This is a genomic window from Kitasatospora sp. NPDC097605, from assembly GCF_040302725.1.
Classification (GTDB): Bacteria; Actinomycetota; Actinomycetes; order Streptomycetales; family Streptomycetaceae; genus Kitasatospora.
Map to the genome: position 1 here is coordinate 71,650 of NZ_JBEOSF010000014.1, position 14,188 is coordinate 85,837.

11 protein-coding genes and 3 tRNA genes are annotated in these 14,188 nt (G+C 73.9%); 7 read left to right on the plus strand and 7 right to left on the minus strand.

All coding sequences use genetic code 11. The features are described from left to right. The first annotated feature begins 48 nt into the window (after positions 1-48). Both dnaG and ABTX81_RS17925 read left to right on the plus strand, forming a co-directional pair. Positions 49-1,956, plus strand: a complete 1,908-nt coding sequence (gene dnaG, locus ABTX81_RS17920) for a DNA primase (protein WP_350546335.1) — start codon at positions 49-51, stop codon at positions 1,954-1,956. A gap of 119 nt (positions 1,957-2,075) precedes the next feature. Continuing rightward, positions 2,076-3,197 carry an RNA polymerase sigma factor gene (locus ABTX81_RS17925; protein WP_502892798.1) on the plus strand — a complete coding sequence of 374 codons (1,122 nt, stop codon included), beginning with the start codon at positions 2,076-2,078 and terminating at the stop codon, positions 3,195-3,197. 35 nt (positions 3,198-3,232) lie between these two features. On the opposite strand, the gene ABTX81_RS17930 is transcribed toward ABTX81_RS17925, so the two are convergent. From ABTX81_RS17930 to ABTX81_RS17945, 4 genes are all read right to left on the minus strand, one after another. After that, positions 3,233-4,321 carry a helix-turn-helix domain-containing protein gene (locus ABTX81_RS17930; protein WP_350546342.1) on the minus strand — a complete coding sequence of 363 codons (1,089 nt, stop codon included), beginning with the start codon at positions 4,319-4,321 and terminating at the stop codon, positions 3,233-3,235. Positions 4,322-4,745: 424 nt separating this feature from the next. Beyond that, positions 4,746-6,152, minus strand: coding sequence for a glutamate decarboxylase (gene gad / locus ABTX81_RS17935; protein WP_350546346.1), 1,407 nt, complete (start codon positions 6,150-6,152; stop codon positions 4,746-4,748). Positions 6,153-6,261: 109 nt separating this feature from the next. Next, positions 6,262-7,695 carry an FGGY family carbohydrate kinase gene (locus tag ABTX81_RS17940; protein WP_350546349.1) on the minus strand — a complete coding sequence of 478 codons (1,434 nt, stop codon included), beginning with the start codon at positions 7,693-7,695 and terminating at the stop codon, positions 6,262-6,264. 165 nt (positions 7,696-7,860) lie between these two features. Then, positions 7,861-8,154: a hypothetical protein gene (locus tag ABTX81_RS17945; RefSeq protein ID WP_350546351.1), complete on the minus strand. Its 294-nt coding sequence runs from the start codon at positions 8,152-8,154 to the stop codon at positions 7,861-7,863. Positions 8,155-8,402: 248 nt separating this feature from the next. Between ABTX81_RS17945 and ABTX81_RS17950 the strand changes: the two genes are divergently transcribed. Continuing rightward, positions 8,403-8,478, plus strand: a tRNA-Asn gene (locus ABTX81_RS17950). A 57-nt stretch (positions 8,479-8,535) separates the two neighbouring features. Beyond that, positions 8,536-8,608, plus strand: a tRNA-Asn gene (locus ABTX81_RS17955). A 110-nt stretch (positions 8,609-8,718) separates the two neighbouring features. Here ABTX81_RS17955 and ABTX81_RS17960 read toward each other — a convergent pair. Then, positions 8,719-9,468 carry a trypsin-like serine peptidase gene (locus tag ABTX81_RS17960; RefSeq protein WP_350546354.1) on the minus strand — a complete coding sequence of 250 codons (750 nt, stop codon included), beginning with the start codon at positions 9,466-9,468 and terminating at the stop codon, positions 8,719-8,721. Positions 9,469-9,708: 240 nt separating this feature from the next. On the opposite strand from ABTX81_RS17960, the gene ABTX81_RS17965 reads away from it, so the two are divergent. After that, positions 9,709-9,782: transfer RNA gene (locus ABTX81_RS17965), tRNA-Ile, on the plus strand. Positions 9,783-9,938: 156 nt separating this feature from the next. Continuing rightward, positions 9,939-10,835 (plus strand): pyridoxal-phosphate dependent enzyme, encoded by an 897-nt coding sequence (locus ABTX81_RS17970; RefSeq protein WP_350546358.1) that lies wholly within the window; start codon positions 9,939-9,941, stop codon positions 10,833-10,835. Between the two features lie 25 nt (positions 10,836-10,860). Here ABTX81_RS17970 and ABTX81_RS17975 read toward each other — a convergent pair whose 3' ends face one another. Next, on the minus strand, positions 10,861-12,315 hold the full coding sequence (locus tag ABTX81_RS17975; protein ID WP_350546362.1) for an LCP family protein: 1,455 nt from the start codon (positions 12,313-12,315) through the stop codon (positions 10,861-10,863). 206 nt (positions 12,316-12,521) lie between these two features. Then, positions 12,522-12,986: a MarR family winged helix-turn-helix transcriptional regulator gene (locus tag ABTX81_RS17980; protein ID WP_350546365.1), complete on the minus strand. Its 465-nt coding sequence runs from the start codon at positions 12,984-12,986 to the stop codon at positions 12,522-12,524. 91 nt (positions 12,987-13,077) lie between these two features. Here ABTX81_RS17980 and ABTX81_RS17985 point away from each other — a divergent pair, with 91 nt between their 5' ends. Then, complete coding sequence (locus ABTX81_RS17985; RefSeq protein WP_350546368.1) at positions 13,078-14,115, plus strand: NADP-dependent oxidoreductase; 1,038 nt, start codon at positions 13,078-13,080, stop codon at positions 14,113-14,115. The last annotated feature ends 73 nt before the right edge of the window (positions 14,116-14,188 follow it).

Here is a 14,188-nt window from a genome sequence, read left to right on the forward strand (position 1 = left end):
GCCCGTCGGCCCCGCCGTGCGGCCCGTCCGCCCCAGTAGACTTCCGGGGTGGCCGGGCGGATCAGGGACGAAGACGTGCAGGCGGTGCGGAGCGCACTGCCGATCGACGCGGTGGTCGGCGACTACGTACAGCTGACCAACGGTGGCGGTGGCGAGTACAAGGGCGTCTGTCCCTTCCACGACGAGAAGTCCGCCTCCTTCTACGTCAACCCCTCCAAGGGCGTCTTCCACTGCTTCGGCTGCCAGGAGAACGGCGACACCATCGCCTTCCTGATGAAGATCGAGCACTTCACCTTCGCCGAGGCCGTCGAGCGGATGGCCGCCCAGGCCGGCATCACCCTGCGCTACGAGGAGGGCGGCTACAGCCCCCGCCACCAGCAGGGCGAGCGCACCCGTCTGGTGGAGGCGCACAAGGTGGCCGCCGCCTACTACCGGGAACAGCTCGCCTCGCCCGAGGCCGAGATCGGCCGCCGCTTCCTGGCCGAGCGCGGCTTCGACGAGGAGGCCGCGAAGACCTTCGGCGTCGGCTACGCCCCGGCCGGCTGGGAGCACCTGGTCCGCTACCTGCGCGGCAAGGGGTTCACGGACAAGGAGATCCTGCTCGGCGGCCTGGCCTCGCAGGGCCAGCGCGGCGGGCTGATCGACCGGTTCCGGGGCCGGCTGGTGTGGCCGATCCGTGACATCGCCGGCGAGGTGATCGGTTTCGGCGCCCGGCGGCTGCGCGAGGACGACAACGGGCCGAAGTACCTCAACACCCCCGAGACGCCGATCTACAAGAAGTCGCACGTGCTCTACGGCATCGACCTGGCGAAGAAGGAGATCGCCAGGTCGGGGCGGGCGGTGGTGGTCGAGGGCTACACCGATGTGATGGCCTGCCACCTGGCCGGGGTCACCACCGCGGTGGCCACCTGCGGCACCGCCTTCGCCGAGGACCACATCAAGATCATCCGCCGGCTGCTGATGGACACCTCCCAGTACCGCGGCGAGACCGTCTTCACCTTCGACGGCGACGCCGCCGGCCAGAAGGCCGCGCTGCGCGCCTTCGAGGACGACCAGAAGTTCGCCGCCAAGACCTCCATCGCGGTCAGCCCCGGCGGCATGGACCCGTGCGAGCTGCGCCTGGCCAAGGGCGACGAGGCGGTCCGCGAGCTGATCGACAACCCCGTCCCGCTCTTCGAGTTCGCGCTGAACTCGGTCGTCGCCAAGCACCGGGTGGACATCCCGGAGGGCCGCTCGGCCGCGCTGGAGGAGGCGGCGCCGATCGTCGCCAAGATCAAGGACCGCTCGATCCAGCACGAGTACGCCGTCCGGCTGGCCGGCATGCTCGGCATCCTGGACGAGCCCTTCGTGGTCCGCCGGGTCTCCCAGCTGGCCCGCTGGGACCGCGAGCGCCAGCAGAACCCGCGCGCCAACGGCCGGCTCCGCGGCCCCGAGCAGGCGCAGCCGGCCCGCCCGGCCCGGCCCGCCTTCGTGCTCAACCCGCGCGACCCGGCCCAGTTCGTCGAGCGCGAGCTGCTCAAGCTGGCCCTGCAGCACCCGGACCTGGTCGCCCCGGCCTTCGACAACTACGCCGAGGACGAGTTCCCGACCCCGCCGTACACCGCCGTGCGCCGCGCGATCGGCCAGGCCGGCGGCGCCGCGTACGGGGCCACCCTGGCCGACTTCGTCGCCGTGGTCCGCGAGGCCTGCCCGGACGACCAGGTGCGCTCGCTGGTCACCGAGCTGACCGTGGAGCCGGTGCGCTCGCTCCGCAAGGCGGACGCCGTCTACGCGGGGGAGTTCCTGGTCAAGCTGCGGCTGCTGGCCGTGGACCGGCGGGTCGGCGAGGTCCGCGCCCACCTCCAGCGGCTCGGCAACCGGGCCGCCCCCGAGGAGCTGCACGCGGTGCAGACCGAGCTGTGGCAGCTCCAGCAGTACGGGCAGTCGCTGCGCAGCCTGGGCGCCGCCGGCCTGTAGGGCCGCGTTCAGAAAGTCCGCGCACGAGTCTCGGCCACGGAGTGTGGCGTGCCCCACACTGGAGGGCGTCCCACCTCCGTTCAGCGCGGGTCCGCCAGAGTCGCGCCCGCCCCGAGGGGATGCCCGTGGATCGAGGCCCCGCCGCGACCGCCCAGCCCGCCACCGACCCGTCCGCCCCGCCCGAGGAACACGGCCGGGCCCGGGCGCCGCTCCCGGACGGCTCCCGGGTGCCCGCCCAGGGCCTGCCGGCCGGGCACCCCGACGCCGGGGCGGACGCCGCCGAGGAGAGCGGGGAGGACGCCCCGGAGCGGCCCGGCGCAGAACCCGGCGGCCCGGCGGCCGACCTGCTCCGCCAGTACCTGCGCGAGATCGGCCGGATCCGGTTGCTCACCGCCGCCGAGGAGGTCGAACTGGCCCGCCGGATCGAGGCCGGCCTGTTCGCCGAGGAGCGGCTGACCCGGGAGCCGCCGCCCGCCGCCGGGCTGGCCGGCGAGCTGGAGACCCTGGCGGCGGTCGGCCGGCTCGCCAAGCGCCGGCTGATCGAGGCCAATCTGCGGCTGGTGGTCTCCGTCGCCAAGCGCTACGTCGGGCGCGGGCTGACCCTGCTCGACCTGGTCCAGGAGGGCAACCTCGGACTGATCAGGGCCGTGGAGAAGTTCGACTACGCCCGCGGCTACAAGTTCTCCACCTACGCCACCTGGTGGATCCGCCAGGCGATGAGCCGGGCGCTGGCCGACCAGGCCCGCACGATCCGGGTGCCGGTGCACGTGGTCGAGCTGATCAACCGGGTGGTGCGGGTGCAGCGCTCGCTGCTCCAGGAGCGCGGGAGCGAGCCGGTCGCGGCCGACATCGCGGCCGTCCTGGACCTCACCGAGGAGCGGGTGCGCGAACTGCTCCGGCTCGCCCAGGAGCCGATCTCGCTGCACACCCCGGTCGGCGAGGAGGACGACGTCGCGCTCGGCGACCTCATCGAGGACGCCGACGCGGCCTCACCCGCCGAGTCCGCCGCCTTCCTGCTGCTGCGTCAGCACCTGGAGGCGGTGCTGGCCACCCTCGGCGAGCGTGAGCGCCAGGTGGTGCAGCTGCGCTACGGCCTGGACGACGGGCGGGCGCGCACGCTGGAGGAGATCGGGGTGCTCTTCGGGGTGACCCGGGAGCGGATCCGCCAGATCGAGTCGAAGACCCTGGTCAAGCTCCGCGACCACGCCTTCTCCGCCCAGCTCCGGGGCTACCTCGACTGACCCGGTCAGCCGGACCGCCCGGAGGCCTGACCCGGTCAGCCGGACTGACCGGAGGGTGCGGGCTGGGCCGGATCGGTGGTGGCGGGCGGATCGGTGGCGGTGGGCGGCGGGGTGGCCGGGCCGACCGGGATCGGGGTCGAGGCGACCGTCCGGGCCAGGTCGGAGACCGAGGGCGAGCAGGCGGAGCCCTCCGGCTCCTTGCGCTGCCCGCAGACCTGGAGGGTGACCGTCGGATCCGCCGCGTTCACCATCCACGAGTAGTTGTCGTACCCCCAGTGGATCAGCGCGGTCTCCGACTCGCCGGCGCTGGTGGTGATGGTCGCCTGGTCGCCGGGCTGGCCCTCGCTGATCCCGGCCCAGGCCGCCTGGCACTTCTGGCTGTACCGGAGGTAGACGACGACCTTGCCGATGTTGGTGGTCAGCAGGGTCCGGGCGTCCCCGCCGCAGCCGGTCGGCTTGGGGTCCTTGTGGACGCAGCCGAGCGCCTGGCAGGCCGGGACCGGCGGGGCGGGGTTGGCGGGCACCGCGGCCGGCGGGGAGGCGGGCTGGGTGGCCGGGGCCGAGGCGGGCACGGTGGCGGCGGTCGGCGCGGCGCCGTCGCCGGAGTCGCCGGGGGAGAGGACCTGCACGCCGGCGAGGGCCAGCAGCAGCGCGGCCACCACCGCGGCGGCGACCAGGGCCACCGGGCGGCGCCGGGCCGGACGGGCGGCCGGCTCGGCGTCCCGCGCGGGCTCCGCGTCCTGCGCGCCCTCCGCCGCCGTCGCGGCCCCGGGTCCGGCGTCCGGCTCGGCGCCGGGTTCGGCGTCGGGCTCCGCGTCCGGCGCGGCCGCCTCCGGGGCCGTCCCCTCGTCGGCGTCCGCCGCCGCGGCCGCCGTCCGGTCCCACAGCGCCCGCAGCGCCGGCCCGTCGCACTCCACGGCCCCGATCAGCGCGTCGAGCGCCTGCTCGGTGACGACCCGCTTGCCGTTCAGCCAGCGCTCCCAGGAGGCCCGGCTGTAATGGGTCCGGACGGCCAGCTCGGAGAGCGAGAGCCCGGTCGCGTCCTTGACGGCGCGCAGTTCCTCCGTCAGACGTCTGGCGGGGTCGGACAGGTCGTCCGGCAGCTGCTTCCAGGCGGAACCCATGCGGTCTCTTCCAAACATGCGAGGCGGGCGGGGCGGGGCTGGAACAGGCGGCACCCGCGCGGGGCACCGTTCGGGGCCTGGGCGGCCGCCTTCGCGTCTCAAACCTCGGCGGCCCGGCGTCCCAAACCCCAGGTCCTGGGGGCTGAGACGGACGGAAGTGTCTCACAACCCCGGGAGGGGCTCGAACATTCATATGACCGTGGGGCATCGTTCTTCCAGCCGGAGCGGTGCGCCGCCCCGGTCCTTCGTCCGGGGACCGCTTCTGACGGACCGGCGCCTGCCGTGCCCTGGCCCCCACCGGTGCGTGGCAGCCTCCACGGGGGGAGGCTGCCCCGGGCCGCAGGGACGCGACGCGCGGCGGGGACGGGTGCCATGCCGCACCCTCCCCGCCGCGACCACTCCCGCCGCCGCGGCGGGGCGGTCGTCAGTGGTGGAAGCCCGTCCGGGCCGGCACCCCGAGGTCCTTGAGCGGGACCGGCTGGCGGCGCAGCTCCGGCAGCAGCCGTTCGAGGTCGCCCAGCAGCAGGTCGGCGAGGTCGCGGGAGAAGCCGTTGCGGCAGACCACCCGCAGCACCGCGAGGTCCTCCCGGTTCGGCGGGAAGGTGTACGCGGGCACCTGCCAGCCGCGCTCGCGCAGCCGCCGCGACACGTCGAAGACGTCGAACGGCACCTCGTCCGTCGTGGTGAGCGCGAACACCGGCAGCTGGTCGCCCCGGGTCAGCAGCCGGAAGCCGCCGAGCTGCCCGATCGCGTCGGCCAGGTACCCGGCCACCTCCCGGCAGGCCCCCTGGACGGCCCGGAAGCCGGCCCGGCCGAGCCGCAGGAAGACGTAGTACTGGGCGACCACCTCGGCGCCGGGGCGGGAGAAGTTCAGCGCGAAGGTCGGCATCTCGCCGCCCAGGTAGTTGACCCTGAACACCAGCTCCTCGGGCAGCGCCTCGGGGTTGCGCCACAGCGCCCAGCCGACACCCGGGTAGACCAGCCCGTACTTGTGGCCGGAGGTGTTGATGGAGGCGACCCGGGGCAGCCGGAAGTCCCAGAGCAGGTCCTCGTCCAGGAACGGCGCGATCATCGCGCCGGAGGCGCCGTCCACGTGCACCGGGACGTCCAGACCAGTGCGCCGCTGGAGGTCGTCGAGCGCGGCGCAGATCTCCGCGACCGGCTCGTAGGAGCCGTCGAAGGTCGAGCCGAGCACACCGACCACGCCGATGGTGTTCTCGTCGCAGAGCTCCACCGCCTGCTCGGGGCCGAGGTGGAAGCGCTCGCCGTCCATCGGCGCGGTGCGGGCCTCGACCTCCCAGAAGGTGCAGAACTTCTCCCAGCAGACCTGGACGTTGACGCCCATCACCAGGTTGGGCCGGGCACCGGCCGCGTAGCGGTCGGCGTTGCGGCGGATCCAGCGCCGCTTGAGCGCCAGGCCGGCCAGCATGCAGGCCTCGCTGGAGCCGGTGGTGGAGCAGCCGACGGCGGCGTCCGGGTCGGGGGCGTGCCACAGGTGGGCGAGGATGGACACGCAGCGCCGCTCCAGCTCGGCGGTCTGCGGGTACTCGTCCTTGTCGATCATGTTCTTGTCGAGGCACTCGGTCATCAGCCGGGTGGCCTGGTGCTCCATCGAGGTGCTGACGAAGGTCGCCAGGTTGAGCCGCGCGTTGCCGTCCAGCAGCAGCTCGTCGTGGATCAGCTGGTACGCCGTGTCGGCCGGGACGGGGCCGTCGGCGAGCCGGTGCAGCGGGGGCGCCAGCTCCATCGCGCCGAGCGGGTCGGCGGCGGTGCCGAGGAACGGCCCGACGGTCAGCCGGCGGTCGTCACCGGCACCCTTGTGCAGTGCCATGGGATCCTGCCGCCCTTCCGTCCGGTGGCCGCGTCTCCTTCCACGCTGCCACCGGTCACCGGGTGACGCATCTTCACCGCCGGGCGTTCGGGATCGCCCGCGCGCCGGCTCAGCCCGCCGTCTCCGGGTGGATCTGGTCGCGGGCGGCCCGGTACTGCTGGCGCACCGCCGAGCCGACCGGCAGGTCGTGCTCGGCGTCCGGGACGGCGGTGACGGCCTCCGGCAGGTCCCACCGCGGCGGCTCGGGCGTCCCGGCCAGGGCCCAGGCCGCCTGCCGGGCCGCGCCGCGCGCCGCGTGCGCCCCGGGCGGCGGGACGACCACCGGTACGCCGAACAGCTGCGGCGCGACGTGCCGCACCGCCGCCAGCCGCCCGGCGGCGCCCAGCAGGAAGACCCGCTTCACCTCGACGCCCCGGGCGCGCAGCACGTCCAGGGCGTCCGCGCTGTTGCAGAGCATGCCCTCGACGGCGGCCCGGGCCAGGTGCTGAGGGGTCATCGACTCCGCCCGCATCCCGGTCAGCGTGCCGGCCGCGTGCGGCAGCGCGGGCGTCCGCTCGCCGTCCAGGTAGGGGAGCAGCACCAGCCCGTACGCGCCGGGGGAGGACTGCAGGGCGAGGTCGCTGAGGCCCTCCAGGTCACGGCCGAGCAGGGCGGCGGTGGAGCGCAGCACCTGGGCGGCGTTCAGGGTGGCGACCATCGGCAGGTGGCGGCCGGTGGCGTCGGCGAAGGAGGAGACCAGGCCGGTGGCGTCCACCACGGCCTGCTCGTGCACCGCGAAGATCGTCCCGGAGCTGCCGAGCGAGACCACCGCGTCACCGGGGCCCAGGCCCAGGCCGAGCGCGGCGGCCATGTTGTCGCCGGTGCCGGCCGAGATGAGCAGGCCCTCGGGGGTGTGGCCGGCGGGTTCGGCGGGGCCGAGCACGTCCGGCAGCTTCAGCTCGTGGCCGAGCGCCAGCTCGACCAGGTCCTGCCGGTACTCGCCGGTGATCGGGGACCAGTAGCCGGTGCCGGAGGCGTCGCCGCGGTCGGTGGTGCGGCGCTTGGGGTGGCCGAGCAGCTGCCAGACCAGCCAGTCGTGCGGCAGCAGCACCTCGGCGACCCGCCGGGCGTTGGCCGGCTCGAACTCGGCGAGCCAGCGCAGCTTGGCGACGGTGTACGCGGGGCTGGGGACGGCGCCGATCGCCGCCGTCCAGGCCGCCGGGCCGCCCAGCTCGTCCAGCAGGGCCGCGGCGGCGCCGCTGGAGCGCGGGTCGTTCCACAGGATCGCCGGGCGGACCTGCACGCCGCCGGCGTCCAGGCCGATCATGCCGTGCTGCTGCGCGCTGACGCCGATCGCCCGGACGCCCTCCAGCAGGCCGCCGGCCGCCGCGTCGCCGAGCGAGTGCAGCCACAGCTGCGGGTCGGCCTCGCCGGGGCGGGCGTCGGGATCGTCGGACGCGGGGTGGGGTGCCTTGCCGGAGCGAAGGACGGCGCCGGTTGCGGAGTCGCACGCGACGATCCGGGTGCGACCGGTGGAGCTGTCTATCCCCGCGACGATGGCCATAGTCGAGATCATGCCTCAGCGGGCGTCCGGGCGCGGCCCGCCCGGGCAAGTGTTGCCCGTTCGGTACCGCGCCCGGGAGCCCTCGTCCGGCCGGCCGTCACCGCCGCGTCACCCGCCCGTCACGGACGGCCGCTAAGGGATGCCGGCCCGGGTCCGGGACGGTGCTCAGGGCCGGTAGGTGCCCCAGCTGTCGTCCTCGGTCCTGGCCCGGTTGAAGTACGGCACCCGGTCGGTGACGGAGTCCGGCAGCCGGTCGCCGACCTTGTCGGCGACGGCGCCGGCGGCCTTCCCGGCGACCGCGCCGGCCTGCTGCCGGGCCTTGTCCGCCGCGCCCTGGACCTTGGGGTTCTGGGCGACCTGCCGGGTCATCCTGGCGATCTGCTCGTAGCGCTGGCGTCCCGCCCGCGTGCCCAGGACGTAGCCCGTCGCGAGTCCGACACCGAACGACAGCTTCCACATGGTCGGATTCCACCCTCTCCTGGCGGCCATTGCCGCATTGCCCTACCCGTCCCCCGGGCCGGTGAACCGTCGGTGACCCCAGCATCCACGGACGGCGCCCCGGGCGCGCGGGGAACGCGCCGGGCGGGGGGCGTCCGGTGGCGGCCGGGGAAAGCGATTGGCGGACCACCCCCCCGAGTGCGCTAATGTATGTCCCGCAGCGAGCGCCGAGGAGCCCGGGAGACCGGGAGCCGGAGCGGGAAGCTCGATCCCCCATAGCTCAATTGGCAGAGCAGCCGACTGTTAATCGGCAGGTTATTGGTTCGAGTCCAATTGGGGGAGCCAGGGTGGCGGACCCCAGGGTCGGTCGCCCGCCCGTGGTACGGGAGTTGTGTACCGCGATCCCGCATAGCTCAATTGGCAGAGCAGCCGGCTGTTAACCGGCAGGTTTTTGGTTCGAGTCCAAATGCGGGAGCTGCGCCGGGTCCGCCCGGTGACTGCTCAGAGCGAAGGCCCCTCGGTAGACCGGGGGGCCTTCGTGTTGTCCCGGCCGCCCCGGGGGCCGTCCCGCCCGCGTGAGCCGTCTCACGTCACGGCCTGCTGGAAGAGCTCGGCGACCCGCTCGTCGAAGGTGATGCTGTACGAGGTGCCCGGCGTCTCGCCGCCCTCCTGGTAGCCGCCGATCACGCCGATCACCCGGCCGTTCGTGGTGAGCCAGGGGCTGCCGCTGGTGCCGTCGGTGTAGCCGGCGCAGTCGAACCGCTCCTGGGTCGGGCTCTGCGAGGCGGTCAGGCCCGAGCAGGTGATCGGCTCGTCGCCCTCGTTGGGGTAGCCGGTGACCGAGACCGCCAGGCCGAAGCCCTGGTCGGTACCGAGCGGGTTGCCGCCGACCGCGTCCTCGACCTGCCGCCCACCCACCGTGCCGACGGTGACGAACGCCACGTCGTACTCGGGGTCGGCGTCGGCGGACCAGCGCGGGTCGACGGTGACCGACCTCACCGGCCAACTCCCGTAGGGCGCGTACCCGTTGCGGTAACCAGGGGTGAACACCAGGCCGTCCAGCAGGCCGATCCGGTGGTTCTGCACGCAGTGCGCGGCGGTCACCAGCAGATTGCGCCGGGGGCTCTGCACCACGCTCGCCGTGCACGCCCGGGGCCCCTGGGCGGTGTGCACCGACAGCGTGCCGATCCGGTCCCAGGCCGGGTTCTGCGGGGCGACCGAGGCGCTCCGCCCGCCGCCCTGCCCTCCGCCGCACGCGATCGCGGCGGCCAGCAGCAGCGCCGCCACCGCGACCGTCCTGGTGGCGCGCGCGGTCCGGACCGGGCGGGAGGGCATCCAAGGCTCCGTATCGTCCTCGGGGCGGACGCGGGTCGTCCACGCGTTCCGCCGTTCGAGACCAAGATCTACCAGTCCGGCCCGCCCCGCGCCACCGTCGTCGGCCCGCCCCCGGCCCGCGCACCCGTGCGCGCGCCCCCGGCGCGCACCACGGGTGATCGACCGGCTATGCTGCCCGGGACGGCCTTTCGGGGCCGTCTGCTGCTGCCGCGACCGGCCTGCCGTCGCGTGCTGCGAACCGGGGCGGTAGCTCAGCCGGTTAGAGCAGGGGACTCATAATCCCTTGGTCGTGGGTTCGAGTCCCACCCGCCCCACCTTCCGTACCCGCGCGAGCGGCCCCCTGGCTGGGAAAACCCTAGGGGATCGGGCCTGTCGCCACGCCGCGACGCGCCGGAATTTCACCCGGACGATGACGCTCTCCGGGCCCGTTCGCGGCTCCGTATGCTGGGCGGATGCTTGCCGTTCCGCGTGTGCCGACCCCTGTCGTCGACTGTCCTGACGAGGTGTTCGAGCGGGCCGGGGTGGGGTTGCGGCTGAAGCGGGACGATCTGGTGCACCCGCTGGTGCCGGGGAACAAGTGGCGCAAGCTGGGGCCCAATCTGGAGCTGGCCGTGCGCGAGGGGCACCGGCGGCTGGTGACCTTCGGCGGGGCGTACTCGACGCATCTGCGGGCGGTGGCCCTGGCGGCGGGGGCGCTGGGGCTGGAGAGCGTGGGGCTGGTGCGGGGTGAGGAGCTGGCGGGGGCGCCGCGCAACTGGTCGCTGCGGGCCGCCGAGGAGGCGGGGATGGAGCTGGTGTTCCTCTCCCGGGCGGAGTACCGGGAGGCCACCGGGCGGGCCGGTGCGGACGGCCCCGGGGACGGGGAGCTGCGACGGCGCTGGGGGCCGTGCCTGGTGCTGCCGGAGGGCGGGTCCAACGCGCTCGCGGCGCGCGGTGCGCAGCAGGTCGTGGCGGAGCTGGCGGGGCTCGGGGAGCGGGACGTGGTCTGCTGCCCGGTGGGCACCGGCGGCACGCTGGCCGGGATCGCGGCCGGGCTGCCGCCGGGGGCGCGGGCGCTGGGCGTGGCGGTGCTGCGCGGCGCCGAGGGCTACCTGGAGGGCGAGGTGACCCGACTGCACCGGGAGGCCTACGGGCGGGAGTTCGGCGGCTGGCGGATCGACCACGGGCACCACGGCGGCGGGTACGGGCGGGTGCCGGCCGCGCTGGAGGAGTTCGCGGCCGCCTTCGGGCGGCGGCACGGCATCGCCCTGGAGCGGCGCTACGTGGCGAAGACGCTGGCCGCCCTGTACGCGCTCACGGCGGCCGGCGCCTTCCCGTCCGGGACCCGGCTGACCGCCGTCGTCACCGGGCTGCCCGACCCGGTGTGAACCGGGCCGGGAGGCGCCGGCCGGCTCAGCCGATCAGGTCGGAGCAGGGGTCGGTGTCGGCGCTGCGGGTGTTCTCGGTGATCCCGTTGGGGATGCCGGTGGGCGGCGGGCCGCTGGGGGCGCCCTGCGCCTCCGGGGCCCCCGGGGTGGGGCCGACGGCGGAGGCGGGCCGGTAGTCGCGGCCGAGGGTGACGGTGACGCCCTCGGAGCCCGGCTCCTCGGTCATCCGGGAGCCCGGGAAGAGCGGGGCGAGCTGCTCGGCGACGGCCTTGAACGGCGGGTCGTAGGCGATCTCGGTGCTCAGCCGGCCGCCGGTGGTCTGGCCGAGCGCGACGTTCTGGAAGCCCTGGGCGCGGATCGCCGCGGAGCCGCGGCCGGCGAGGCCGTCGGTGCCGACGCCGTTGACCACGGTGATCGGGGTGGCCAGCTGCTCGGCGGTGAGCGGGGTGGCGGTCGGGGAGGGCGCGGCCGCGGTGGGGGTGGCGCTCGCGCCCGCGGCGTCCGGGAGTTCGCCGGTGGCCTGGCCGTCCAGGGTGCGGTCCTCGCGCAGCAGCTGCCACAGCGTGTCCACATCGGGGTGGACGAGGTCGATCCGGCCCTTCTGCACGGTGGAGAACCGCCAGGGGGCGGTGACGAAGGTGATGTCGGAGAGCTTGATCTGCTGCAGCGACTGGGCGAAGTCCACCAGCTTCATCGCGGTGCCCAGACCCTCGTCGACGGTGAGCGAGCTGGTGGCGGCGTCGGCCAGCGGGAGCAGGGTCGGCAGCGAGAAGCCCTGGGACTGGATCTTGCGGATCATCGAGGAGAGGAAGGCCTGCTGACGCTTCATCCGGCCGATGTCGGAGTTGTCGCCGAAGCCGTAGCGGGCGCGCAGGTAGTCGACGGCGGGCTGGCCGGATATCTTCTGCTGGCCCTTCTTGAGCTTGATGTTGTGCGAGTCGACGTCGTTGGGGACGCAGACGTCCACGCCGTTGATGGCCTCGGTCATCGCGGCGACGCCCTTGAAGTCGACCACGATGGTGTGGTCGATGCGCAGGCCGGTGAGGGCCTCCACGGTGTTCTGGGTGCAGGCCGGGTTGCCCTCGGCGGACTCGCCGACGGTGAAGGCCTCGTTGAACATCTGGTTGGTCCGCGGCTTGGTCCAGTCGCCGCTGGGCAGCCGGCAGGACGGGACGGTGACCAGGGTGTCGCGGGGGATGGAGACGCCGACGGCGTGCTTGTGGTCGGCGTAGATGTGCAGCAGGATCGCGGTGTCGGAGTGGCCGACGCCCTCGTCGCCGCCGCCGAGGTCGGCGTTGCCGTCGTTGCGGGTGTCCGAGCCGAGCAGCAGGACGTTGACCGGCACCGAGGCGCCCGGCGCGGTCGGCACGGGCGCGGGCGGGCGTTCGGTGGCGACGCCGCCGGCGTCGAAGGTGGTGATGTTGGTGTCGAGCCGGTGGTAGAACCAGGCCCCGGCACCGGCCACGGACAGTACCAGCACGGCGGCGAGCCCTATGACGGTCCGTATGACACGCCGACGTCGCGAGCTGCTGCTCATCCTTCCCGTCCCCCCGTTGTCCGCTCTGTTTTCCCACCCGTACCGCCTGGTCGCGGGCGGGTGTCGACCTTCGAACGTTAGACGTTTCGGGGGAGTGTTCGGTTACCTCCGACCGGCGGCCAATTCGGCGGCCGGTGCTGTGATGCTTCTCACGCGCCCGTCCCGGAGGCGCCGGCGAGCATCCGCCGCAGCAGGTCGCGCAGCTGGGTCCGCTCGTCCGGGGCGAGCGCGGCCAGCGGCTCGCGGGCGAAGTTCAGCGACTCGCGCAGTTCCTCGGAGGCGGTGCTGCCGGTGTCGGTGGCGGCGACCAGCTTGACCCGGCGGTCCTGCCGGTCGGGTCGGCGGGTGACGAAGCCGCGGGTCTCCAGCCGGTCGACGATGCCGGTGATGTTGGAGGGCTCGCAGCTGAGCGTCTGGGCGATCTGGCGCATGGGCATCGGGCCGCGCCGCAGCAGCGCGAGGACCTTGGCCTGCGCTCCGGTGAGCGAGCGGGCGGCGGCGGCCTCCTCGTACTCGCGGTGGAAGAGCGCGACCAGGTTGGCCATGAGGTCGACGACCTCACGGGTGATCTCGTCGGCCGGCGGTGCGGTGTCCCGGATCTGCTGGGCGTTCATGGTGCATAGTCTACCTGAACATTTGACAACGTGAACTTTTCATACCCATGGTTACTTCATCGACTAAACCTTTCACGTGAGGAGTACCGTCATGACCGCAGAGCCGACCGCTCCGCAAGCGCCCGCCACCGCCCGCGAGTGGCACCTCGCCGCCCGCCCCGAGGGCTGGCCCGTCCCGGACGACTTCGCCCTCGTCGAGGCGCCGGTCCGCGCCCCCGGCCCCGGCGAGGTCCTCGTCCGCAACACCCACCTGTCGGTCGACCCCTACATGCGCGGCCGGATGTCGGCGCGCAAGTCCTACGCGGATCCGTACGAGCTGGGCAAGCCGATGCTGGGCGGGGCGGTCGGCCGGGTCGTCGCCTCGCGGGCGGAGGGCTTCGCCGAGGGCGACCACGTCCTGCACTTCTTCGGCTGGCGCGAGTACGCGACGTTCGACGCCCGGACGGCCGTCAAGGTGGACCCGGACGCCGCGCCGCTCTCGACCTACCTCGGCGTGCTCGGCATGCCCGGCCTGACCGCCTACGCGGGGCTCACCCGGATCGCGGAGGTCAAGCCCGGCGACGTGGTGTTCGTGTCGGGCGCGGCCGGTGCCGTCGGCGGCATCGTCGGCCAGGTCGCCAAGCTGAAGGGAGCCGCGCGGGTGATCGGCTCCGCCGGCTCGGACGAGAAGGTCGGGCTCCTCGTGGAGGAGTACGGATTCGACGCCGCGTTCAACTACAAGAACGGCCCGGTGGCCGAGCAGCTCCGGGCCGCGGCGCCCGACGGCATCGACGTGTACTTCGACAACGTGGGCGGCGAGCACCTGGAAGCGGCGATCGAGGTGATGAACCTGCACGGCCGCATCGTGGTGTGCGGCATGATCTCGCAGTACAACGCCACCGAGCCCACGCCGGCTCCGCGCAACCTGGCGCAGATCATCGCCAAGCGCTTCCGCATGGAGGGGCTGCTCGTCGGCGACCACTACGACCTCCAGCCGAAGTTCGTCGAGGAGGTCTCGGCGTGGGTGCGCTCGGGCGAGCTCAAGTACCGCGAGACGGTCACCGAGGGCATCGACAGCGCGCTGGATGCCTTCCTCGGCCTGCTGCGCGGTGCCAACACCGGCAAGATGGTGGTCCGCCTGGACGGCTGACGCGCCGTCACGGCCCCTCCGCCTCGTACCGGCCCGGCCGGTGCGAGGCGGTTTGCGTACCCGGCGGAGAGGA

What these genes read in the sequence shown, in the direction of transcription:
- ABTX81_RS17925 (WP_502892798.1), top strand. Translation starts at nt 2,076, where the DNA reads ATGCCCGTGGATCGAGGCCCCGCCGCGACCGCCCAGCCCGCCACCGAC.
- ABTX81_RS17930 (WP_350546342.1), bottom strand. Translation starts at nt 4,321, where the DNA reads ATGGGTTCCGCCTGGAAGCAGCTGCCGGACGACCTGTCCGACCCCGCC.
- gad (WP_350546346.1), bottom strand. Translation starts at nt 6,152, where the DNA reads ATGGCACTGCACAAGGGTGCCGGTGACGACCGCCGGCTGACCGTCGGG.
- ABTX81_RS17940 (WP_350546349.1), bottom strand. Translation starts at nt 7,695, where the DNA reads ATGGCCATCGTCGCGGGGATAGACAGCTCCACCGGTCGCACCCGGATC.
- ABTX81_RS17945 (WP_350546351.1), bottom strand. Translation starts at nt 8,154, where the DNA reads ATGTGGAAGCTGTCGTTCGGTGTCGGACTCGCGACGGGCTACGTCCTG.
- ABTX81_RS17960 (WP_350546354.1), bottom strand. Translation starts at nt 9,468, where the DNA reads ATGCCCTCCCGCCCGGTCCGGACCGCGCGCGCCACCAGGACGGTCGCG.
- ABTX81_RS17980 (WP_350546365.1), bottom strand. Translation starts at nt 12,986, where the DNA reads ATGAACGCCCAGCAGATCCGGGACACCGCACCGCCGGCCGACGAGATC.
- ABTX81_RS17985 (WP_350546368.1), top strand. Translation starts at nt 13,078, where the DNA reads ATGACCGCAGAGCCGACCGCTCCGCAAGCGCCCGCCACCGCCCGCGAG.